Origin of the sequence: Pseudomonas sp. PGPR40, assembly GCF_022014505.1 — a bacterium.
Classification (GTDB): domain Bacteria; phylum Pseudomonadota; class Gammaproteobacteria; order Pseudomonadales; family Pseudomonadaceae; genus Aquipseudomonas.
On the sequence record NZ_JAKLSP010000051.1, the window covers coordinates 1 to 22,292 of the forward strand.

Genomic DNA, 22,292 nt, shown 5'->3' on the forward strand with positions numbered 1-22,292 from the left:
GGCTAACACTTCCCCTTGCCGGGTGTGTAGAGGACTTCCACCTCCAAGTCATCCAACTCATCACCATAATGAGCTGAACAGCGCCAGTCACGGCGCTACGCGCCATGCCTGGCGCACCATAAAAAAAAGCCCCTCTTCCGAGGGGCTCTTTGTGAAGCGCTATCCGCAAACCAGCATCAAGTCATCTGAATAATGGTCTGCATGATGGTGCTCTGGGTGGAGATGGTCTTGGCGTTCGCCTGGTAGTTGCTCTGCGCCTTGATCAGCTCGACCAATTCATTGGTCAGGTTGACGTTGGACTCTTCCAGGGAATTGGACACGACCGAACCCAGAGTGCCGGTCGTCGGCGCATCGACACCCGCCACGCCTGAGGAGAAGGTTTCTTTCCAGCGTGTGCCGCCAATTGGCTGCAAGCCTTGTTCGTTGGCGAAGCTGGCCACTGCAACCTGGCCGATGGCCTTGGTTTGCTGGTTGCTGAAGTTGGCGGTCATGACGCCGCTGGCGTCGATGGTCAGGCTGGAGATCTGGCCGGTGGCGTAGCCATCCTGGTACTGGGCGGTACGAGCGGTTGGCGAGTTATAAGATGTGGTCAGCGCCATGTTGAAGGCGATACCGCTTGCTGCGGCATCGGAACCGTTCGGCCCCCATACAACTGGAGTAGCAGTCGAGTCGGTGATAACGCCGGGTATCCAACCGGTCATGGTCAAGGTGTTGCCAGTCTGGGTCCAACCGGCACCCGCCGTCAGGGTGTCAATGCTACCGTCGGAGTTGAAGACAATATCTGCCTCGATAGGCGTCGGGGTGGTGTCAGCCGGGTCGCTCGGCGTCCGACCATCCATGTAGGTATAAATCTTCCATTCGTTTACGTCAGTCTTGACGTAATACTGATCCATGGTGTGTTCATTACCCTGGGTGTCATAGACCTTGGTGGAAATGGTCTTGTTGTAGCTGTTGGTATCGGTCGGGCTGAACGTCGTCACGGTCGGCAAATCTTCAGCCGAGTTCAGGTTCATCGTCTGATCAACCTTGGTGGTCGCGTTCGGCTTGAGAGCCGACGTATCGATCTTCAAGTCAGTCAACACACCGTTGATGATCTTGCCGTTGGCATCGACGCCGTAACCCTGCAAACGGTTGCCGTTGTTATCGACCACATAATTTTCGGCATCGGTCTTGAACGCACCGGCACGGGTGTAGCTCAGGGAACCGTTGTCGCTGAGGATGAAGAAACCGCTGCCCTGGATGCCCATGTCGAGCACGTTGCCGGTGTTGTTTACGTCGCCCTGGCTGAACTGCTGGGAAACGTTGGCCAGGCGCACGCCGTTGCCGATGGTCTTGCTGCCTGTACCCAGGCGAGTGGCCGAGTACACGTCTTCGAATTCCGCGCGGGACGATTTGAAACCGGTGGTCGCGACGTTGGCGATGTTGTTGCCGGTCACGTCCAGTTGTTTATTGGCTGCATAGAGACCGCTAAGGCCGATATTGAAAGACATATTCCACTCCTTTGTGCCGGGTTAGTCGGCTCTATATACCAATGGTTTGCACTTTGGACAGGGCAACGCTGCCCATGCCTGCCAGGTTCAACATCAACTCACCGCCGGTCTGGCTGATGGTCACGCTGTTGACCGTTGCCGGCAGGTAAGTAATCAGTGAGGTGTTCGTGCTGTCGATGGTGGCCGTCGCGCCGAAGGTGTAAGTACCCGCCGGTGCCACCGCGCCCGCATCGTCCTTGCCGTCCCAGATGAAACTGGCGTTGCCGGCGCTTTGACTGCCCAGCTCGAGCGTACGGATGGTCTTGCCTTCCGAGTTGCTGATCTTGACGGTGGCGGCGGAAACCGAGGCTGGCACGACGACCGTACCGTTAAGGCTCTTGGAAGTGTCGACCACGGCTTTGTCGGTCTGCGCGATGACCGAACGGCCCACCAGCGAAGAAGCCTGCAAGGCTTGCGACGAGTTGTAGCTGCTGGCAAGGCCGGTGACCGTGTCGTTCAGCGTGGTGATGCCTTCCAGGCTACTGAACTGCGCCAGCTGTGCCACGAACTCGCTGTTGTCCTGAGGATCGAGCGGGTTCTGGTTTTTCAGCTGAGTCACCAGCAGTTGCAGGAATGCGTCCTTGCCCAATTCCTGGCCGCCGCTAGCGGCCGAGGTCAGGCTGCCGGTGGTCGTAGAGGTCGTGGTCGTGACCGAAGAGTTGGCCAGAACATCGCTGATAACGCTCATATGAATCGCCCCCTATCACTGACCGAGGGTCAGGACCTTCTGCATCATGGTTTTGGCGGTGTTCATCATTTCGGCGTTGGTCTGGAACGAACGGCTCGCGGAAATCATGTCGGCCATTTCTTCGACGACGTTGACGTTCGGGTAGTAGACGTAGCCCTTGGCATCGGCGGCCGGATGGTTCGGCTCGTAGCGCGCATCAAGGTTGCTCTGGTCCTCGACCACGCCCAGCACTTGCACGCCTTGACCGGCTGCGTCCTGATTCTGGAACAGCGAATCGCTGCCGCCGCTCTGGCCGCCCTGGAACATGGTGGCGAACACCGGGTGGCGGGCACGGTAGGTCTGGTCGATGCTCGACGAAACGGTCTCGGCGTTGGCGATGTTCGAGGCCACGGTGTTCAAGCGAGTGGTCTGAGCGCTCATGCCGCTACCGGCAATGTTGAAAACACTGGATAGAGACATGGGTTACTCTCCGCGCAGGGCTGACACCAGCCCTTTGAATTTACTGTTGAGCAGGGTGAAGCTGGCCTGGAAGTTGACCGCGTTTTCCGCGTAATTCGACTGTTCAAGCTGGGCGTCCACGGTGTTCTGGTCGATCGACGGTTGCATCGGCGTGCGATACATCAGCGACTCGCCGCCATTGCCCAGGCCTTCAGCTTCGATGTGACGGCTGTTGGTCATGTTCAAGGCGAACTTGCCGTTTTGGGTTTTCTCGTTCTGCTCGGCGAGCACTTTCGAGAAATCCAGATCCCGAGCCTTGTAGTTCGGGGTATCGGCGTTGGTGATGTTGTTGGCCAGGACTTCGGCACGCTGAGCGCGGAAGCCCAAGGCTTGTTCGTGGATACCGAGCGCTTTATCGAAGCTGATGCTCATGTCGGGAAACCTTCGGGTGACCTGATTTTCGTAACTGAGACATAGCAAGCTGCGTGCCAAATCAAAAAAGCCCGAAAACCGGGGCTTTGCGGGCAGGGACAAGGCGGCAATGCCAGAAAAGCGGCAACCGATTTCCGCCGCCTGCCGCTTTTCTGCCGCTTCTGGAGGTAAACACCTATCCCCTTTGTAGGAGCTGCCGCAGGCTGCGATCTTTTTGATCTTGATCTTAAAAAGCAAAATCAAAGATGGCATTGATAGGGCGAGCGGCATACTTCTGTTGAACGTGATGATGTGATGCCCCTTCAACAAATCAACATGAACCGCCTTCTATCTCTCTACCAGAGGCAGACCGGGTGTGCATATTGCTGCCGAGTCAAATTTGGGTAACAGATCATCAGTCTCTTCAGAATGCACCAAAAATTCCTGTCTGAAGTCGGATTTTTTAATGTAAGAAATTTCACTATGGATAGTAATTGGCATTGAATTTACCAATCTTTAATCATGGCACATGCAGTAACGTTGTTTTCAATAGTCCTTATGAAGGGGCTACTACGAGAGGAAAGTACAGCGGTCGATTTTTCAATCCTGCCAGAGCTGGAGGCCCAATCCTGGATCTGGATTGGACCAATGCTACCGTGACTCAAGCGGGTATTGACCTTGTCAAATTGCATACGAGCCGCTTCGACCCTTCGGATGCCAATGCCACCATGGTTGACCGATTGGAAAAAATCTTCCAAGGTAAATTAATAGTCACGGCTATCGACAAACGATTTTATACTCATGAGCTCAGAGAGCTTGAACGTTTCAGAGCATTGGGTGTAGCAGACGGCGTAAAGCCAAATGATGACGGTGTCATTTGGAACAATACTCATGCCGCGACACTGGAAGACTACAAACTAAAAGATAATTCCGAGTTGCTCTACACGCCTGAAGCTTTAGAGGCAGATAGGAAGCAAGCGGATAGAGAGTACGAACAACTGGGAGGAATGTAATAATGAGCGTCATAGAAAAAGCTGTTCTTAACGAGAGCCCTGAGGAGGTAATCCTATTTCTTACCAAGAATGAATTAGGCATCTCTTTTCCTCGGCTCGATGGTCTTTATAACCGGGCTAATTGGGTGCACGTGGGGGATAATATGGGGCTATTGAAAATCGTCAGAAAAATGTGTGACGCGGGCTTTATAAAATCTAATGGTACCGGAATTGTCAGGGGTATCAACTGGAGAGAGCCGGCGTTCATGTTAGAGGGGAAATATACTTTTGATTGATATTGCTAAGCGCATATCACCTTCGGGGTGCGATAAGCAATATCTATTGTTCCGAGGACGTCCGAATCCCTGATGCTGGTGATTGGATTCTGTCTAGTCTAGAGGTAGGTTTACGATTGCTTCAGGGTTAGACAATTAACTCTGACGGGCTTGAATTACAGCGCTGGGCGCGACCAGAGGGCGTTGCCCCGAGTTTGGAGTGGGAGCAAAGTTGTGGGTCAGTTCCAGGGCCCGAGCGAGACGCATAAAAAAATCCGATGCCAGTGCAGGCATCGGATTTTTATTTCTTGCGGCCAAAGGTCAAGCGAAAGGGCTTAACTGATCGGCATTAGCCCCAGAGGGCTCCCGTTTTTATGCCGGTCGCCTTTGCATCATTTCGCCTTGTAAATAATCCCCGGGCTGCACTGGACCATCTGGTAATGATCCGGCAAACCGTTCAGCGCTTCGGACGCGCCAAGGAACAGATAGCCGCCAGGCTTCAGCGTGCTGTGAATGCGCAACAGGATGTCTTTCTTCACCTCGGCGGAGAAATAGATCAGCACGTTGCGGCAGAACACGATGTCGAACTTGCCCAGGCTCGCGTAGCTGTCCAGCAGGTTGAACGAGCGAAATTCCACCCGACTCTTGATCGGTGCCTTGATGGCCCAGCGTCCCGGCCCTTTCGGGTCGAAGTAGCGCTGAAGACGCTCGGGCGACAGACCGCGGCCGATGGCCAGGCTGTCGTACTCGCCGGTCTTGCAGTTGGTCAGCATGGTACCGGACAGATCCGTGGCAACGATCTGCACGCCCATCTTCAACTGACCCAGGTTGACCCGCTCGAACTCATCGATGGACATCGACAGCGAATACGGCTCCTGGCCCGACGAACACGCTGCCGACCAGATCCGCAGGCGCTGGCCGGGGCTGGCCTTGATCGCTTCAGGTAATACCTTGTTCTTCAAAACCTCAAACGGATAGGTGTCACGAAACCACAGGGTTTCGTTGGTGGTCATGGCATCCACCACCATCTCGCGCAAACCGCTGCGCGGCTGGGTCTGAATGCGCTGGACCAGCTCACCCAGCGATTTGATGCCCTGCTGTTCCATCAGTTTGTTGAGACGGCTCGAGACCAGGTATTGCTTGTTTTCACCGAGCAAAATGCCACAGGCTTTTTCCAGGAAGACCCGGAACTGTTCGAAATCCAAATTACCCGTAGACAATGATGCAGCCTCTTAAATCGTGTTAACCGCCATGGGCAAAGCGCCCTGGCTGATATCTGCTGCTTTGATCCGGTCGACTACCCGGGATGCCAGGTCATCAGGACGGAACTTGGCCAGGAAGTCATCGGCACCGACTTTCTTGACCATCGCCTGATTGAACACGCCCGACAACGAAGTGTGCAGGATGATATGAAGCTTTTGCATGCGCGGGTCGGCGCGGATCTCGGCTGTCAGGGTGTACCCGTCCATCTCCGGCATCTCGATGTCGGAGATCATCATCAGGAACTCGTCTTCGGGCTTCTTGCCCTCATCGACCAGCCTGCGCAGGTAATCCAGCGCTTGCCGGCCGTCGTTCAACGCCACCACTTCGACGCCGATCGTTTGCAAGCAACGGGTCACCTGCTTGCGCGCTACCGATGAGTCATCGACCGTCAGCACGCGCAAGGACAACGCCTTGTGCTGAGTCTCGACATCCACCACGCCCACCGAAATGGCTTCCGGTGTCGGCGCCACTTCCGCCAGCACCTTCTCGACGTCGATGATTTCGACCAACTGATTGTCGACCCGAGTCACCGCCGTCAGGTAGTGATCGCGCCCCGTGCCCTTGGGTGGCGGATGAATCTCCTCCCAGTTCATGTTGACGATGCGCTCCACCGACCGAACCAGGAAACCCTGGGTCTTGGTGTTGTACTCCGTGATGATCACGAAGGGATTGCTCTGATCTTTCAACGCACCGGAACCGGTCGCCATCGCCAGATCCAGAATCGGAATGGTCGCCCCCCGAATATTCGCCACACCGCACACGACAGGACTGGACTTGGGCATCAGGGTCAGCTTGGGGCATTGCAGCACCTCGCGAACCTTGAACACGTTGATCCCATACAGCTGCTGGCCGTCGAGACGGAACAACAACAGCTCAAGGCGATTCTGCCCTACCAGTTGCGTGCGCTGGTTCACCGAATCCATTACACCAGCCATGCCCAGACTCCTACTACCAACGCTAAGTGTGTTGCGACGCACATTCATCACTAAACGGCACGGCGCTTGCTTTTTAACTCTTATGAACACAGAACCGACATTTTTCCGACGCCTTGCATCAACCTCCCGCAGATTGCTCTGTGCGATGTCGGCCGTTTGCCTGTTCAACGCTGGCAGCCCTGCCCTGGCTGACGCGCTTACCTTGCCTGACATGCTTATCGGCGTCACTCAGGGCTTTCTTGAATTCACCGTAGAAGACTATTTGGCCACGAGCCAAATCCAAGGACGCTACGAGATCGAGGTCAATCAGCTTGATCCGCGCCTGCGCATGCCTATGTGCGACAAGGAGTTGACAGCCACCCTCGAGAGCCCGGCGAGGCCTCTGGGCCGGGTCACGGTCAAGGTTCGCTGCGACAGCGCCTCCCCCTGGACAGTCTTCGTACCCGCTCAAGTACGGCTGTTTCGCGACATCGTGACCACCACCCGCCCCCTCAAACGCACCGGGATAATCGAGCCTCAGGACGTGACCCTGCGCGAGCGCGATATCAGTCTGATAAATCAGGGTTTTCTGACCTCCGTTGAGCAGGCGATCGGACAAAAACTTACCCGACCAATGGTCGCTGATCAGATCATTACCCTGGTGCACCTCGAACAGGCGGAAGTGATTCGCAAGGGCGATCAGGTGGTGATTACCGCCCGCAGTGGCACGCTCAGCGTGCGCATGCCGGGTGAAGCGCTGTCCAACGGCGGCATGAGCGAACAGATTCGTGTGAAAAACCTTAACTCCCAGCGGGTCATCAAGGCGCAAGTCACCGCGCCCGGCCAGGTGGAAGTTTCTATGTGAGCGGCCATGCAGGGCACTTGGCCCCCGAAGAGATGGCGCGCCACTCGGCTGTTGCCTAAACTGTGCCGCATGCAGGACGCGCGCTGGCGCATGCACGCTCATTGATAAATGGGCCTAAAGTTTTCCGGCAGAGAGCCGAAAACATGGCAAGCGTCCAAATACCCAGAGGTTTTTTGTCATGGTCATCGATTTCAGTCGTTTAAACAGCTCCTCGTCACTTACGGGCAGTACACGTACCAGCGCCGCGAAGGAAACCGCCGAAACCGGCCAATCCGCGCCGCTGAATACCCCGGCCGAACAGGCCGGTACCACCAAAAGCGGGGAATCGGTACACCTCAGCGATGAGGCTCAACAGTTGCAGAAGGTCACTGACAAGCTGCGCGATCAGCCTGCCGTCGACAACGCCCGCGTGGCCGAGTTGAAAGCAGCGATTGCCGATGGCAGCTATAAAGTCGACAGCAACCGTGTAGCCAGCAAACTGCTCAACTTCGAAGCCCAGCGCTAGGCCACCCGCCCGCGCCAGGCTTTTGGACGCTTAAAACCCAAGGCCAGCCATGCACGACACTCATTTACTGCAACTGATCATCGACGACTTTGCCCCGGCGCAACACCTGCTGGAGCTGCTGCAAACCGAGTCCCTCGCGCTGCACGGTCGCGACATGCCACTGCTCGAAGACATTCTGGCGCAGAAACAGGCATTGATCATTTTGCTCGAACAGCATGGCCGCAAGCGCAGTGAAGTCCTCGCCAGCCTCAGCCTGCCGACCAATCGCCAGGGCCTGGAGCAACTTGCCAGCCATTCGAGCATTGGCGATCAGTTGCTGGCACAGAGCGACGTACTGACCGACCTCCTGGCCCGATGCCAGACCACCAATGCCAACAATGGCCAGTCGATTCTGGTGCAGCAGGCCGCCACGGCCAACCAGCTGAAAATCCTCACCGGCGGCGAGCCGCCAGCGCTCTACGATGCCCGCGGTTCAACCTCCAGGCTCGCAAAACCACGCCCGCTCAGCCAGGCTTGAGCCTTTCAATGAGCGCGCTCTATCAAGACGCGAAACATGCTGGCAGAATGCTGGCAAGTAGTCATATTTGTCTGGAGATTGATACCCCGTGTTCAATGCCTTAAGCGCGGAAGATGCTCCGCAGCCACCCAAGGTGCTCACCACGCCCCTGGAAATCTCCAGCAATCTGCGTCAGCTGCAAGACAGCCATGACCCGCTGATCATCACGTTCCATGAGCGCAGCCAGCGCTTCCAGAGTTATCTGGTGGACGTCGACCGTGACAGCAACATGATTTCCCTGGATGAAATGATCCCGCGCGATGGCGAACGCTTTCTGCTGGCCGGCGAACCGTTCAAGGTCGAAGGCTTCCACGAAGGCGTACGCATTGCCTGGGAAAGCAATGGCCCGCTGACCATCGACGAATCCGGCGATGGCCGCTGCTACCGCGGCGCTTTGCCCGATGAAGTGGTTTATCACCAGCGCCGCAATGCTTTCCGCGCCGCGTTAAAGCTGGCGCAACTGGTGAATGTCGAACTGGGCGGTGACAAACTCAAGTCGCCCATCAACGGCAAACTGCTGGACATCTCCGCCACCGGCTGCAAGTTACGCTTCGAAGGTGACATTACCGCCAGCCTGCAACTGGGCCAGGTCTACGACCGCTTCGTCGCCGCCCTGCCCTTCGGCAGCATGACGGCACCGGTCGAATTGCGTTACCTGCACTTCGAAGAGAAGATCAACACCACCTTCGCCGGCGTGCGTTTTCACAACATGAGCGGCTTGGTGCAACGACAGGTCGAGCGGTTCGTCTATCAGCTTCAGCGCGAAGCGCGGCGCTTCGATAAAGACGACTTCTGATACGCCACTCTCATAAAAAACGGGCAGTCCCTTGCGGTGACTGCCCGTTTTTTTATGCCTTGATCAAGGCCTCGCTTCGGTAAAGCTTTGTTCGCGAGCCGTGTCAGGGTCTTCTGGTTCCGAATCTGTTTCAGGCGCTGATTCGCGCTCGGCATCCGGATTGAAATCAGCCTCCGGGTTGATCGGGTTCTGCATCTGCTCCTGCACCACCTGCTCATCGACACGCGGGTCAAGGCAAACCACCAGCGGCGAACTCGACATGCTGTCCGGCATGGCCACGTGATGCAGCGGAGCATCGTCCACCTGATGCAGGTTGGTAACGGCTTTCGGGCGGATTCGCCACACCAGCACCAAGGCGAAGAAACTGAAGAAGGCATAAAGCATCTGACTGCCGAACAATTTCATCAGTACCCCGGCTACCAGCGGCCCGATACTCGCGCCGACACCGTAAGTCACCAGCAGCATCGCCGTCAGCGAAACCCGACGCTCGCCCTCGACATGGTCGTTGGAGAACGCCACCGCCAACGGATACAGGCAGAACTGCACCAACGAGCAGAGGAACCCGGCGATGAACAGCACCTCCAGTTGCACCTGCGGCATGATCGCCAGCGGCAACGCAGCCAGCGCCAGGCTAAACGCGAAACAGCGGATCAACAGCGCCCGATCATAGCGATCCGACAGCCAACCCAACGGCCATTGCACCAACAGGCCGGCAAAAATGCAGCTCCCCATGAACAAGCCGACCTGTTCGGTGGACAATCCTTGCTGCGAGGCATACAGCGGCGCCAGACCGTAGAACGAACCGACGATCAATCCCGACCCCAACACCGTACTCAGTGACTGCGGCACGCGCTTGATGAAGAACCGTGGTTCCATCGGCGCCGGGTGCAGAGGCGCCGGGTGAATCCGCCGTGTCAGGGCCACTGGCACCAGGCACAGGGCGAAACACAGTGCGACCAGCATCAGCAGTTCCAGACCCAGGCCGGGGTGCATGACCAGAATCAGCTGACCCAACACCAACCCCAGGTACGAGGCGATCATGTAGCCGCTGAACACCACCCCACGTTTATTGGCTTCTGCCTGCTCATTGAGCCAGCTTTCGATCACCATGTACTGACACATCATGCCCAGACCGACAATGACCCGCAGGAACAGCCACGCGGGCAACCAGTCCACCAGGCCATGGCCCAGCACCGCCGCGCCGACGATCCCGGCGCAGGCCGAGTAAGCGCGGATATGCCCGACCCGGGCAATCAGCCGATGGCCGATCTTGCCGCCCAGCACCAGGCCGAAATAGTTGGCTGCCATCAATGCACCGACCCACAGGCTGTCGACGTTATCAGCCGCCAGGCGCAGGGCCAGGTAAGTGCTCAACAGGCCGGAGCCGATCAACATCATCAGCGAGGCGAAATAAAGCCCTCGAAAGGATTTCAGGATTTGGCGCATCGGCGTTCCGAGCGGCTCCTTGCAATGAGTATCGGGCTATCGACAAACGATAGCCCGATAGCGACGGGGTCGTCAGGCCTGGGCTGCTAGAACACGCCGTTCCCAGGGAGTAATTTCATCAAAGAAGCTGGTCAACTCCATGGTCTTCGAAGCGATGTAGCCTTCGATGAACTCCTTGCCGAACAGTTCCTTCGCCAATTGGCTACGTTTCAGACGTTCAAGAGCGGCATGCAAGGTACACGGCAACGAAAGATTATCCGGCACAACGAACTCGCCCTGGATCGGCGCGCTCGGCTCCAGTTTGTTTTCGATGCCATACAGCCCCGCGGCCAGGCTCGCGGCGATCGCCAGATACGGATTGGCATCGGCCCCCGGCAAGCGATTCTCGACCCGACGAGCGACCGGTGAACTGGCCGGAATGCGCAAGCCGGCAGCGCGATTGTCGTGGGACCAGCAGGCATTGTTCGGCGATGCGAAAGGATGGCACAGGCGCTGATAGGAGTTGACGTTGGGCGCAAACAGCGCGGTGAGATCAGCCATACCGGCCTGCTGACCACCGATGAAATGACGGAAGGTCGCGGTCGGCTCGCCGGCCTTGTCGCTGAACACGTTACGCCCGGTGCCGATCTCGACGATGCTCTGGTGAATATGCATCGAACTGCCCGGCGTGTGAGCCAATGGCTTGGCCATGCAGACCACGGTCAGGCCATGTTTGAGCGCCACTTCTTTGAGCAGATGCTTGAACAACAAAGTCTGGTCGGCCAGCAGCAACGGATCGCCATGCAGCAGGTTGATCTCGAACTGGCTGACGCCCATCTCGTGCATGAAGGTATCGCGCGGCAAGCCCAGCGCCGCCATGCATTCGTAGACTTCATTGAAGAACGGCCGCAAGCCGTTATTGGAGCTGACGCTGAACGCCGAATGACCGTCCTCACGACGACCGTCCAGGCCCAGTGGTGGCTGGAAGGGTTGCGTCGGGTCAGGGTTGGGCGCGAAGACGAAGAACTCCAGCTCGGTCGCCACCACCGGCGCCAGACCGAGAGCGGCGTATCGAGCAATCACAGCCTTGAGTTGGCCGCGAGTCGACAATGGCGAGCTCTCGCCCGTCAACTCGTCCGCATCACAAATGGCCAGCGCCCGAGGCTGCGAGCTCCAGGGCAAGCGGTGGATCTGCGCGGGATCAGGCACCAACGCCAGGTCGCCATCATCGCTGCCATAAAAGCGCGCCGGCGGATAACCGCCCATGATGCATTGCAGCAGCACCCCCCGCGCCATCTGCAAACGCCGCCCCTCAAGAAATCCCTCGGCGGTCATCACCTTGCCGCGTGGTACGCCGTTCAGGTCCGGCGTGACACATTCAATCTCATCAATGCCCGTCAATCGCTGCGCGAGTGAACGATGGCCATCGGTTGTCATGACGCAATCCTTGTTGTTGTACGAGCCGCGAACGGCGACTCGTACAAAATAGGCTCCGGCTGTTCGGAATATCAAGCAGCGTCAAACAAAAAGGTATTCAGGGAAGGTAAAGGCTGAACACACCGCCGCCCAATGGGCCGCCGTTGCTGATTTCGGTGCGTCCGCCTACGCCATTGCGCTGATGCAATGCGGCAATCCGCCCGGCAAAGTACAGGCCCAGGCCAGTACTGCCACTGCTGTGGTTGATGCCCTGCACATAATCGGCCTGACGCTCGATCATCTCGGCTGGAAAACCCTCGCCATCATCATTGATGGTCAGCACCAGTTGCCCGGCCTCATCGCTGACGCTGATCAACAAGGCATGACGGGCGTAACGAATCGCGTTGTTGATGCTGTTGGCGAGCACCGAGGCAATCAGCTCACGGTCGAAGAAACCCAGCGGGCTCAACGGGTCCACTTCGTACGTCGCGATGATGCCGCGGCTGGCGAACACTTCTTGGTGAGCCGCCAGTTGCGCCTCAATGAAGTCATCCAGCTCATGATAGGCCGGCTGCAACGGCATCTGGTTGACGCCGAGCTTATACAGCCCCAGCAACTGCACCAGCATGCCATTGAGATGAGCGAACTCGAAGTCGATCACGCCCTGCTCCGGGGTGTGCCGCTCGGGATCTGGCAAGCGCGCCAGCCATTGACTATGAGCCTGCATCAGCATGGCCAGAGAGTTCTTCATGTCATGCACGGTGGAGGCAATCACCGTGGAGAAGTCGAGTGACGGTTCGCTGTCGATCATTCGCCGAACGCCTTGATTTTCAGTTTCTGGTAGCGCGGATAACGCGCGTCGGTATCGGGCATCAGGCCGACGGTTTTCAGGCAGCTGCGACATTCCTCCAGTTCGGCCGACGGCACGTTGGTATCGGTGCCATGCAGCAACGACTGCGCCATGTTCAGGGCGATACTGATGTTTTTCGGTTGCAGCGCCAGGGCTTTGCGGAACACATCCCGGGCTTCCACCAGGTTGCCGGTCTTGTACACCCGCACGCCTTGCCGGTTGAGGTCGGCGGCCGCGTTGCCGGAGTTGAGGATGGTCGGGTCGTCGGTCAGCTTGGCGATACCTTTCATCACGGTCGGATCGTCGCCGTAGATTTCCGCACAGTTCTTCAGCATCGACGCGCCGGCATTCGCCTGTCCGAGCATTTGCAGCTGTTTGGCCACCAGCAGCGCCGCTTCGGCGCTCATGAACTGCTCCATGCCATCGAGGCGCATCATCGCCTGCTCGGTGAGTTTCTCGGCGGTTTCGGCATCGTTGAGCAGCAGGCTGGTGGCTTTCATCAGGCGCGCACGAATCTGCAAGCCAGGATCGGAAGGGTTCTCCTTCGCCACCGCACTCAGTGTGGTGTTGATTTCAAGGCGGGTCCGGGTGTCCAGCCCCTTCTCGCTGCCTTTGCTGATCAAGGCATGGGCCAGGCCGAGGTTGCTTTCCGCATCCTTGAAACGTGACTGCGCCCCTTGGGCCACGGCCTGGCGATAGGCTTTGGAGGCCGTATCGAAATCCTCGTTGGTCATCGCCAGCTTGCCCAGCAACGCTTGCCGGCGCACCGCCAGCGGCGACAGGCGAATAGCCTCTTCCAAGACCCTCTGCGCGCCCTTGGTATCCCCTTCGGCGACCAGCACATCGGCCATGCCGTCGTAGAGGGCCGGCATCATCGGGAAGACTTTCAGGGCCTTTTCGTAAACGCCCTTGGCCTGGCTGACCTGGCCGCGTTTGAACAGCAACTGGCCCAACCCGGCAAACGCCCATGGCAAAGGTCGATCAGCAATGATGCTGTCGTACAGACGCTCCAGCGCTTCGTTCTGGTTCAAGTCGCGCAATGCATCGGCGCGGTAACGCAAGCACAGCGGCGAATAACGAATGTCTTGTTTACACAGGGCGATGCAGGCATTGAGCACTTCAACCGGTTTGCCCCGGTCAAGCGCTTGCAGGATCGGTTTGAGCAAGGTCTTGCGCTGTTCCAGTCGCTCCAGGCGCTGAGCCAGGCCGGAACGGTTGAACGGCTTGGTCAGGTAAGCATCAGGCTCGTGCTCCAATGCGCTGAGCACCATGGCCTGGCTGGTTTCGGCGGTGACCATGACAAACACACTTTCATGGCTGATCAGCTTCTCGATCATCAGGTCTTCGAGCACCTGCTGACCGTTCTTCTTGCCATCGCCCAGGTGAAAGTCCTGCAGGATGAAGTCGTAGGACTTCTGCGAGCACATGCGCAGTGCCTGTTCACCGGTATCGGCGGTGTCGACGTCCTTGACGCCCAGCTCCCGCAGCATGGACCTGACGGAACTGCGGAAATCCGAGAAATCATCGACGATCAGAAAGCTTTTTTGGTGATACGACAGCATCGAAGATTTCCAGGCAATTTAAGAAGAACAACCCAAAGGCAACCACACGGGCGCGCTCAGCTTCGCGGCCCTTTTTGGCGCGCAGATGATAGCGAGAGGCCATAGGCTATCAAGCAATTTCGCAAAAGCCCGTGATGACCATTGCCGGCCGCCAGACGTAAAAATGACAGCGACCGTTGAGGTTATCGGCCAGTAGTCGCGTTCCCTTGAAGCGGCGGGAGTGCATTTACGCATTTGCTTGTCAAAAACGTATATAGGCCCATAAATGCGCGCTAAATAATTGAACGCGTTATTGAAAAACGGGATTATCCTGTTTTTATGACCCGCGCTTTATACCCGTTTGCATTCAATGCGTTTTACATCGCCAGCAAAGGCAGAAAGAAATGACCACCACCCCCAAACACTCGGCCACGGCACCCGAGCGACAGGCCTTGAGTCCCAGCACCCTGGACTTTCCGGTGGTAGGTATCGGCGCGTCGGCGGGTGGGCTCCAGGCCATTAAATTGTTCTTCGAAAACATGCCTCACGACAACGGCATGGCGTTCGTGATCATTCTTCATCTATCGCCCGACCACCAAAGCATCGCTGACCAGATCATCCAGGAATCGACCCGGATGCCGGTCCTGCAGGTCACTGAAACCGTGCCGATCGAGAAAAACCGGGTGTACGTCATCTCACCGGCGCAGCGGCTGACGATGAATGAGAACAACCTTGAAGTCGGTGAAAACGATCCACAGCTGGGACGCCACGCCTCGATCGATCTGTTCTTCCGCGATCTGGCACAAGTGCACCGCGAACGAGCCTTCTGCCTGGTGCTCTCGGGCAGCGGTTCCGACGGTGCGGTCGGCCTGTCGCGCATCAAGGAACAGGGCGGTATTACCTTGGCCCAGGTGCCGGAAGACGCCGAATTCGACGGTATGCCACGAGCGGCCATCGAGACCGGCATGGTCGATCTGGTATTACCTGTAGTGGAAATGCCGCAAAAGCTGCTGGACCTGTGGCACAACTCCCGGGAAATCACCTTGCCCGCCGCCAACGATCCGGAACTTCAACCCTTCGCTTCGGTGTCCGAACGCGATGCAGCGTTCGCCGAACAAATGTTGCACGACATCCTGATCCAGTTGCGCAGCGGCACCGGTCACGACTTCAAGCACTACAAACGCGCGACGGTCTTGCGGCGGATCGAGCGCCGGATGCAGGTCACCGCCCAGCCAGATCTGGGGACTTATTACCGCTACCTGCAAGACCATCCCGAAGAAACCAAAGCGCTACTGGCGGACATGCTGATCGGCGTGACCAATTTCTTCCGTGATCGCGAAGCCTTCGAAGCGCTGGAGCGGGATATCGTGCCGCAACTGGTCAGCGCCGCGGTTTCGGCACAGCCTGAGAAAGAAGAAATTCGGGTCTGGTCGGCTGGTTGTTCCACCGGCGAAGAAGCCTATAGCCTGGCGATGCTGGTCAACGATCAGTTACAACAGGAAGCCAGCCTGGCCTCGCTGCAAGTTTTCGCCACCGACATCGACGAACGCGCCATCAGTTTTGGCCGGACCGGTCTGTACTCGCAAGCCATCGTCACGGATGTGCCGCCAACACGGTTGCGGCACTATTTCATCAAGGAAGATGATCACTACCGGATTCGCAAGGAAATCCGTGAAAAGGTGTTGTTCGCCAAGCACAGCCTGTTGTCTGACCCGCCCTTTTCGCAAATCGACCTGATTGTTTGCCGTAACTTATTGATCTATCTGGATCGCGAGGTACAGCGCGAAATTCTTCAGATGTTCCACTTTGCATTGCGGCCCGGCGGCTTCCTGTTTCTTGGATCTTCCGAAAGCGCCGAAGCTTGTCATGAGCTGTTCACGCCGGTGGACAAACGCAACCGGATCTTCCGCGCCAAAACCGGCACCGCCAATAGCCGTCGCACGCCCACCGTGCCGCGCGGCGGTTATGTGCGCACCAACGTTTCCCTTCAGGCACCGCAAAATGCAGTGCAGCGCAAGCTGTCTTTCGCCGACATCCACCTGCGCGCCCTCGAACGCGCCGCTCCACCGAGCATGATCATCGATGCCAACGCCGACATCTTGCACATGAGCGAAGGTGCCGGGCGTTTCCTTCGGCATGTGGGCGGTGAACTGTCACGCAATCTGATGACGCTGATCCTTCCGGAGCTACGCCTGGAAATCCGCACCTCACTGTTCCAGGCCCAGCAGAGCGGCCTGACGGTTAAATCCCGCGAGGTTCCGCTCAAGCGCGAAGACCGGCGTTACAAGGTCAGCCTGGAGGCGCAGCCTTACAAGGATGAAGAATCAGACGGCGAATTCGTCCTGGTGATTTTCGAAGAAGTCGAAGCCGATCCTTCGCAAGAGACGGCCACAACCCTGCTGCAAACCGAGAGCCAGGTACTGTCCAACCTGGAGCGTGAACTGCAACGCACCAAGCTGCATTTGCAGGACACCATTGAACAATCGGAAATCTCCAGTGAAGAACTGAAAGCCTCCAACGAAGAAATGCAGGCCATCAACGAAGAATTGCGCTCGGCCACCGAAGAGCTGGAAACCAGCAAGGAAGAGCTGCAATCGATCAACGAAGAGTTGCTGACGGTCAACTACGAACTGAAAACCAAAGTCGAAGAAACCGACAAGATCAACGACTACCTGACCAACCTGATCGCCTCCACTGACATTGCCACGGTCTTTGTCGACCGCAGCATGCGAATCAAGTGGTTTACCCCCCGCGCCACCGACATTTTCAGCATGTTGCCGATGGATACCGGCCGCTCCCTGCTCGACATCACCCATCGCCTGCACTACGACGACCTGGCGGGTGACGCCGCACAGGTATTCGAATCATTGAACATGATCGAACGCGAAGTCAGCAGTACCGACAAGCGCTGGTACATCGCCCGCCTGCTGCCCTACCGCTCCAGCGAAGACCATATCGATGGCACCGTCCTGACGTTCATCGACATCACCAAACGCCGCGCGGCCGAAGAAGAACTGCGCCTGGGCGAAGAACGCATGCGCCTGGTGGCCGAAAGCACGCGCGACTACGCGATCATCACCCTCGATGAACAGGGCGTGATTACTAGCTGGAACAAAGGCGCCGAGGTGATATTCGGCTACAGCAAGGCCGAAGCCGAAGGCGCTTATTACGACTTCATTTTTTCCCCCGAGGACCGCGCCTCTGGCGTGCCCGAAACCGAACTGCTGGGGGCTCGCACCCATGGCCGTTCCGAAGATGAACGCTGGCACCTGCGCAAGGATGGCAGCCGCTTCTATTGCAGCGGCGAAGTGACCCTGCTCAGCGGTGACCACCTGCGGGGCTACGTGAAAATCGCCCGCGACCTGACCGGTCACAAACGCCAGCATGAAGAGCAAAGCCAACAACTGGCCGAGACGCTGAACACCAATTACCTCAAGGATGAGTTCTTCGCGGTCATGTCCCACGAACTCAAGCACCCGCTGAATCTGATCCAGCTCAACGCCGAACTGCTGCGACGCCTGCCGGTGACCAAGTCGGTGGCGCCGGCCGCCAAAGCGGTCAGCACCATTTGCGATGCCGTCAGCAGTCAGGCACGGATCATCGACGACCTGCTGGACGTTGCCCGTGTTCGTACCGGCAAGCTGAAGCTGAAACCGATCGCCGTGGATCTGGCCAATGTGCTGCGCGATATCCACACGGTGGTCATCAATGATCGCCACAGCACTACCGTCGAGCTGCAAGTTCCGTCGCAGCCGTTGATGGTTCATGCCGATCCGACGCGCCTGGAGCAGATCATCTGGAACCTGGTGAACAACGCCCTGAAATTCACTCCACCCAATGGCCACGTGCAATTGATCGCCAGTCGGGCAGGGAATATGGCGCGGCTCGACGTCCAAGACAACGGCATCGGCATCGCGGCCGAGAATCTGGAACACGTATTCGACCTGTTCGGACAGGCTGAGACACAACACGCCAACCATCAACGTGAGGGATTGGGCATCGGCTTGTCACTGGTCCGTCAATTGACAGAAGCACAACGGGGTACGGTTGAGGTGAGTTCACCGGGCGTCGGGGCTGGCTGTACCTTCAGCGTTTACTTGCCGCTGGCCAACGTCGAAGGTGAAACTCAAACCGCGCCCCAGATCGACGAGGCGTCAGGAAGATTAAGCGGCTTGACGATCCTGTTGGTCGACGACTCTGCCGAGGTGCTGGAAACCTTGAAAATGCTGCTGGAAATGGAAGACGCCGAAGTCATTGCCTTCGATCGTCCGAAGGATGCTCTGGACGCGGCGACCAGCACCCGCTTCGACCTGATCATTTCGGATTTGGGCATGCCGGTCATGAACGGCCATGAGCTGATGAATGCACTGCGTCAGTTGCCGCTCGCCAAGGATGTGCCGGCCATTGCCCTGACCGGCTATGGCTCCAGCAGCGACATTAAAAAGGCCCGCCAATCGGGCTTTAACCAGCACATCGGAAAACCGGTTTCCTACGATGACTTGATCACAACCATCGAGACCCTGCGCCAGCCCCAGACCTGAGTGGCTGGCAATGGCTCAGCGTAAATAGGTGCGTTGCACATAGACGCGCCGGTCGATCGCCTGTTTGAGTCGCTCCTTATGGTCTGCCCAGACCTTGGGATCGACCTTGGGCGCGCGCATGAGGTTCAGCATGGCCGCTTTGGCGGCCAGGTATTCCGACCACGCATCTTCGCAGCTGAGCTTGAAACGCTCATGTTCGCTCATTTCCATCCGTCGCAGCGCCAGCACCGACTCATCGGTGATGACCGGGCCTAGCGTCAACTGCACCCGATGCGGTGCGACGAACCCCTGCGTGTCCGCCACAATATCCCTCGCGCGCTGAGCGCCCCACTTCAACGCCGCGCAGTAAGGCTCGTCGCGATCCCTGTCGTGAAACTCCTCACACAGCATGACTCCATGACCATCGTAAATACCTATGAACACCTGGGTCACACCCTCATGACTCATCCGCGCCCGCACTTCCACTTGTACCCCATCGATGAGCACTTCTTCATAGGTGTGGAGAGGTAACCGGTTGTCAGTCCATAACCAGAACTGCGAGCCCCTGTGTCGCATTGCTTGGCTCCTTGATTGGAGTGAGCAGTAAGGCACAGCAATGACTGACTTTCCATGTAGGTCGTCGGGTGGTTGGGGTCGAAAAAAAACCCGTCAGAGGAATGCCCTGCGGGGCTTTTTAACAGCTGACGCTGCAATTTCAGGGTATCCCCGCACTGGCATGACGCAGCCAGCCCATGTCGCATAAGGGTTTCAGCTCATTTGAGGCGCACCGGCATTGAGTGTCTGCGACCTTTCGCCAAAAACAAATCGACATAATATTGACACCAAAACATCCACTTGTCGGAATATTGGCACATCGTACTGTTAGCTCCGGTTAACACCTTTACAAGGCCTGAGCCCACAACTAAACACATCAAACTGATATCAGGAAAGGCCGTATCCCTGAGTCGGTGTTACTCCAAAACACGGCCTCACCCAGCCTTTCTTCAGGAGTCCCTTCCCTATGGGTACTCTCAGTCTATTGCGTGCCATGCGCAGCGCAGCCCCAGCTAGCCGACGATGTCCGGCGGCCGTCTCGCACCACTCCTGACCAACTGAGCGGTGCAAGAACGGGACTTCGTCCTGTTAGCAGTCCCTGGCGATTCTAAAAATAAAAAACTGGCATTCTCGGGAGAAAGACATGGCTACTACCACAACGACCAGCGGCGGCACCGTTACTTCGCTGTCCAACACGCCGCAGGCGCAGGACGACATTTTCACTACCGGTGTTATTGGCACGAGCACCGGGGCCATCACTGAAGAACTGCTGGGAGTCGTGTATTTGGACGTCATGTCCAATGACCTCGGCGGCAGCGCAAAGACACTTTGGTCACTCGATGACGCGACAAGTCTTTCGACTGCCACCAAGGTTTATGCGCCAGCCGACCTCCTGATCCAGGACACGGGCAGAATTGAGGCAACGAGTACTGACACCAGTTTCAACGGGGCAAAGATCTGGATTACGGCGGATGGCAAGGTTGGCTACGACGCCGCTGCATTGTCGAATGCTTTCAAGGCACAACTCCAGTCGCTTGCTGCTGGAGGAACCCTGACGGACAGCTTTACTTATGCGATTCGTCTCGGCAACGGCACGCTCAGCTGGGCCACTGCGCAGGTGCAGTTCGCTGGCATGAATGACAGTGTGACGATGAACATCGGCGTGCAGGCTGGCACGGTCACCGAAGATGCAAGCACGACACCGAGCACGAGCGACTCGCTGAGCACGTTGGGCACTATTGCCTTTAGCGATGTTGATCTGAGTGACACGCATACCGCCTCTTTCGTCGCCGCGCAAGGCAATGCCACAGCGCTGGGCAACTTCGCCCTTGAACCCGTGACTGAAGCGGCCAACGCAGCCGACGGCACCGTCAACTGGACTTACTCCCTGAATGATTCGGCAGCCCAATACCTGGCCCAGGGTCAGACCGCTACCGAAACCTATGTGGTCACCATCAGTGACGGGCATGGCTCATCGACCACGCAGAATGTGACGATCACCATCACCGGCACCAACGACCAGGTGCAGATCACCAGCGGCGTACAAGCCGGCGATGCCGGGGAAGACAGCGGCGACTACGCGGCCAGCGGCAGCATCACCTTCACCGACGTCGACCTGATCGACACCCATAGCATTACCGTCACGCCGGGCGCTTCCGGTTATCTGGGCAGCTTCACCACAGATCCATTGAGCGACAGCACCGGCACGGGCAGCGGTTCGCTGGGGTGGAACTTCGTGGTGAACAATGCCGAACTGCAGTTCCTCGGCGAAGGCCAGAGCGTCAACCAAACCTATAACGTGGCGATCGGCGACGGCGCGGTGCAGACCGTGACCATTACTATCACTGGCACCAACGACCTGCCGACGCTGACGATTACCGACACCACCGGCGCGATGAACGAAGGCAATGGCACAGCCACCCTGAGTGACAGCGGCACACTGAGCTTTAGCGATCTGGACAGCATCGACACCGTGACCGTGTCGCAGACCGCCAACGACGACATCGCCTGGAGCGGCGGCGCGCTCAATACGACCGTGGCCTCGGCACTGGTGGCTGGTTTTTCGGTCGACCAGAACAGCTGGGACTACAGCAGCAATCAGAGCCTCGATTTCCTCGGCGTGGGTGAAACCATCACTTTCTCGTACGCGGTGGTCGCCACCGACGACAGCGGCGCGGCTAATGCTGCCTCGGCGACGCAGACGGTGACCATCACAATCACCGGCACTAACGACGCGCCGGTGCTCAGCTTCGCAACGGGCAACGATGCCGGCGCGGTGCAGGAAGACATCACGCTCAGCGTCAGTGGCCAGTTCAGCTCCGCCGACATCGATCATGCTGCTACGGCCACTTGGACCATCAATGGCTCGGCTTCGGGCACCTACGGCTCGATCACAGTCGACAACACCGGAAAATGGACTTACACCTTGGCCAATGGCACCGATGGTGTCGCCAGCGCGGTGCAGTCGCTGGGGGCTGGCGAGAGTCACGATGAAGTGTTCACCGTGCAGGTCAGCGATGGCCTCGGCGGCATCGACACTCAGTGGGTGACCGTCACCGTCACCGGCACTAACGATGCGGCCGTGTTGTCCTCGGACAACGTCACGCTGACCGAGACCAATGCCCCGCTGAGCACCTCCGGCACCCTCACCATCAGCGACGTCGACAGCGCCGCGACCTTCGTCGCGCAGAGCAACGTCGCCGGCAGTTATGGCAAATTCTCCATCGGCACTGACGGTGCCTGGAGCTATGTCG

General features: G+C 57.7%; 18 protein-coding genes and 1 pseudogene. 8 read left to right on the plus strand and 11 right to left on the minus strand.

Going from position 1 to position 22,292, the window contains the following annotated elements:
* Nucleotides 1-176: 176 nt before the first annotated feature.
* The 4 genes from flgE to flgB are packed head-to-tail and all read right to left on the minus strand — an operon-like array spanning nucleotide 177 to nucleotide 3,087.
* Nucleotides 177-1,490, minus strand: coding sequence for a flagellar hook protein FlgE (flgE, locus tag MEB48_RS28175; RefSeq protein ID WP_237886992.1), 1,314 nt, complete (start codon nucleotides 1,488-1,490; stop codon nucleotides 177-179).
* Between the two features lie 31 nt (nucleotides 1,491-1,521).
* Nucleotides 1,522-2,217, minus strand: coding sequence for a flagellar hook assembly protein FlgD (flgD, locus tag MEB48_RS28180; protein WP_237886993.1), 696 nt, complete (start codon nucleotides 2,215-2,217; stop codon nucleotides 1,522-1,524).
* A gap of 15 nt (nucleotides 2,218-2,232) precedes the next feature.
* Nucleotides 2,233-2,676, minus strand: coding sequence for a flagellar basal body rod protein FlgC (flgC, locus tag MEB48_RS28185; protein WP_010457154.1), 444 nt, complete (start codon nucleotides 2,674-2,676; stop codon nucleotides 2,233-2,235).
* 3 nt (nucleotides 2,677-2,679) lie between these two features.
* The gene (gene flgB, locus MEB48_RS28190) at nucleotides 2,680-3,087 is read right to left on the minus strand and encodes a flagellar basal body rod protein FlgB (protein ID WP_237886994.1); all 408 of its coding nucleotides are present in this window, start codon (nucleotides 3,085-3,087) and stop codon (nucleotides 2,680-2,682) included.
* Nucleotides 3,088-3,605: 518 nt separating this feature from the next.
* On the opposite strand from flgB, the pseudogene MEB48_RS28195 reads away from it, so the two are divergent.
* Nucleotides 3,606-4,079, plus strand: a pseudogene (locus MEB48_RS28195) (S-type pyocin domain-containing protein); the annotation flags it as partial.
* 2 nt (nucleotides 4,080-4,081) lie between these two features.
* Nucleotides 4,082-4,354, plus strand: a complete 273-nt coding sequence (locus tag MEB48_RS28200) for a hypothetical protein (protein WP_237886995.1) — start codon at nucleotides 4,082-4,084, stop codon at nucleotides 4,352-4,354.
* Between the two features lie 371 nt (nucleotides 4,355-4,725).
* On the opposite strand, the gene cheR is transcribed toward MEB48_RS28200, so the two are convergent.
* Nucleotides 4,726-5,553: a protein-glutamate O-methyltransferase CheR gene (gene cheR, locus MEB48_RS28205; RefSeq protein WP_237886996.1), complete on the minus strand. Its 828-nt coding sequence runs from the start codon at nucleotides 5,551-5,553 to the stop codon at nucleotides 4,726-4,728.
* A 12-nt stretch (nucleotides 5,554-5,565) separates the two neighbouring features.
* Nucleotides 5,566-6,531 (minus strand): chemotaxis protein CheV, encoded by a 966-nt coding sequence (locus MEB48_RS28210; RefSeq protein ID WP_237886997.1) that lies wholly within the window; start codon nucleotides 6,529-6,531, stop codon nucleotides 5,566-5,568.
* A gap of 82 nt (nucleotides 6,532-6,613) precedes the next feature.
* Between MEB48_RS28210 and flgA the strand changes: the two genes are divergently transcribed.
* From flgA to MEB48_RS28230, 4 genes are all read left to right on the plus strand, one after another.
* On the plus strand, nucleotides 6,614-7,375 hold the full coding sequence (gene flgA / locus MEB48_RS28215) for a flagellar basal body P-ring formation chaperone FlgA (RefSeq protein ID WP_237886998.1): 762 nt from the start codon (nucleotides 6,614-6,616) through the stop codon (nucleotides 7,373-7,375).
* Between the two features lie 178 nt (nucleotides 7,376-7,553).
* Nucleotides 7,554-7,880, plus strand: coding sequence for a flagellar biosynthesis anti-sigma factor FlgM (gene flgM, locus MEB48_RS28220; protein ID WP_237886999.1), 327 nt, complete (start codon nucleotides 7,554-7,556; stop codon nucleotides 7,878-7,880).
* A gap of 49 nt (nucleotides 7,881-7,929) precedes the next feature.
* Entirely contained in the window at nucleotides 7,930-8,397 is a 468-nt protein-coding gene (locus MEB48_RS28225) for a flagella synthesis protein FlgN (RefSeq protein ID WP_237887000.1), read from the plus strand.
* Nucleotides 8,398-8,485: 88 nt separating this feature from the next.
* Entirely contained in the window at nucleotides 8,486-9,232 is a 747-nt protein-coding gene (locus tag MEB48_RS28230) for a flagellar brake protein (protein WP_237887001.1), read from the plus strand.
* Between the two features lie 63 nt (nucleotides 9,233-9,295).
* On the opposite strand, the gene MEB48_RS28235 is transcribed toward MEB48_RS28230, so the two are convergent.
* From MEB48_RS28235 to MEB48_RS28250, 4 genes are all read right to left on the minus strand, one after another.
* Nucleotides 9,296-10,678, minus strand: a complete 1,383-nt coding sequence (locus tag MEB48_RS28235) for an MFS transporter (RefSeq protein WP_237887002.1) — start codon at nucleotides 10,676-10,678, stop codon at nucleotides 9,296-9,298.
* Between the two features lie 72 nt (nucleotides 10,679-10,750).
* On the minus strand, nucleotides 10,751-11,992 hold the full coding sequence (locus MEB48_RS28240) for a glutamine synthetase family protein (RefSeq protein WP_237887008.1): 1,242 nt from the start codon (nucleotides 11,990-11,992) through the stop codon (nucleotides 10,751-10,753).
* Between the two features lie 199 nt (nucleotides 11,993-12,191).
* The gene (locus MEB48_RS28245; RefSeq protein ID WP_237887003.1) at nucleotides 12,192-12,884 is read right to left on the minus strand and encodes a sensor histidine kinase; all 693 of its coding nucleotides are present in this window, start codon (nucleotides 12,882-12,884) and stop codon (nucleotides 12,192-12,194) included.
* Nucleotides 12,881-14,485, minus strand: a complete 1,605-nt coding sequence (locus MEB48_RS28250) for a tetratricopeptide repeat-containing response regulator (RefSeq protein ID WP_237887004.1) — start codon at nucleotides 14,483-14,485, stop codon at nucleotides 12,881-12,883. Before MEB48_RS28250 ends, MEB48_RS28245 begins: the two co-directional genes overlap by 4 nt.
* 383 nt (nucleotides 14,486-14,868) lie before the next feature.
* Between MEB48_RS28250 and MEB48_RS28255 the strand changes: the two genes are divergently transcribed.
* Nucleotides 14,869-19,005 carry a CheR family methyltransferase gene (locus MEB48_RS28255; protein WP_237887005.1) on the plus strand — a complete coding sequence of 1,379 codons (4,137 nt, stop codon included), beginning with the start codon at nucleotides 14,869-14,871 and terminating at the stop codon, nucleotides 19,003-19,005.
* A 15-nt stretch (nucleotides 19,006-19,020) separates the two neighbouring features.
* Here MEB48_RS28255 and MEB48_RS28260 read toward each other — a convergent pair whose 3' ends face one another.
* Nucleotides 19,021-19,560 (minus strand): hypothetical protein, encoded by a 540-nt coding sequence (locus tag MEB48_RS28260; protein ID WP_237887006.1) that lies wholly within the window; start codon nucleotides 19,558-19,560, stop codon nucleotides 19,021-19,023.
* Between the two features lie 622 nt (nucleotides 19,561-20,182).
* Here MEB48_RS28260 and MEB48_RS28265 point away from each other — a divergent pair.
* The coding region (locus MEB48_RS28265; RefSeq protein WP_237887007.1) for a beta strand repeat-containing protein at nucleotides 20,183-22,292 on the plus strand (2,110 nt) is incomplete at its 3' end.

Bases quoted from the DNA above. Each gene is read 5' to 3' on its own strand.
- flgE (WP_237886992.1), bottom strand. From the start codon at position 1,490: ATGTCTTTCAATATCGGCCTTAGCGGTCTCTATGCAGCCAATAAACAA.
- flgD (WP_237886993.1), bottom strand. From the start codon at position 2,217: ATGAGCGTTATCAGCGATGTTCTGGCCAACTCTTCGGTCACGACCACG.
- flgC (WP_010457154.1), bottom strand. From the start codon at position 2,676: ATGTCTCTATCCAGTGTTTTCAACATTGCCGGTAGCGGCATGAGCGCT.
- flgB (WP_237886994.1), bottom strand. From the start codon at position 3,087: ATGAGCATCAGCTTCGATAAAGCGCTCGGTATCCACGAACAAGCCTTG.
- MEB48_RS28200 (WP_237886995.1), top strand. From the start codon at position 4,082: ATGAGCGTCATAGAAAAAGCTGTTCTTAACGAGAGCCCTGAGGAGGTA.
- MEB48_RS28210 (WP_237886997.1), bottom strand. From the start codon at position 6,531: ATGGCTGGTGTAATGGATTCGGTGAACCAGCGCACGCAACTGGTAGGG.
- flgA (WP_237886998.1), top strand. From the start codon at position 6,614: ATGAACACAGAACCGACATTTTTCCGACGCCTTGCATCAACCTCCCGC.
- flgM (WP_237886999.1), top strand. From the start codon at position 7,554: ATGGTCATCGATTTCAGTCGTTTAAACAGCTCCTCGTCACTTACGGGC.
- MEB48_RS28225 (WP_237887000.1), top strand. From the start codon at position 7,930: ATGCACGACACTCATTTACTGCAACTGATCATCGACGACTTTGCCCCG.
- MEB48_RS28235 (WP_237887002.1), bottom strand. From the start codon at position 10,678: ATGCGCCAAATCCTGAAATCCTTTCGAGGGCTTTATTTCGCCTCGCTG.
- MEB48_RS28240 (WP_237887008.1), bottom strand. From the start codon at position 11,992: ATGACCGCCGAGGGATTTCTTGAGGGGCGGCGTTTGCAGATGGCGCGG.
- MEB48_RS28245 (WP_237887003.1), bottom strand. From the start codon at position 12,884: ATGATCGACAGCGAACCGTCACTCGACTTCTCCACGGTGATTGCCTCC.
- MEB48_RS28250 (WP_237887004.1), bottom strand. From the start codon at position 14,485: ATGCTGTCGTATCACCAAAAAAGCTTTCTGATCGTCGATGATTTCTCG.
- MEB48_RS28255 (WP_237887005.1), top strand. From the start codon at position 14,869: ATGACCACCACCCCCAAACACTCGGCCACGGCACCCGAGCGACAGGCC.
- MEB48_RS28260 (WP_237887006.1), bottom strand. From the start codon at position 19,560: ATGCGACACAGGGGCTCGCAGTTCTGGTTATGGACTGACAACCGGTTA.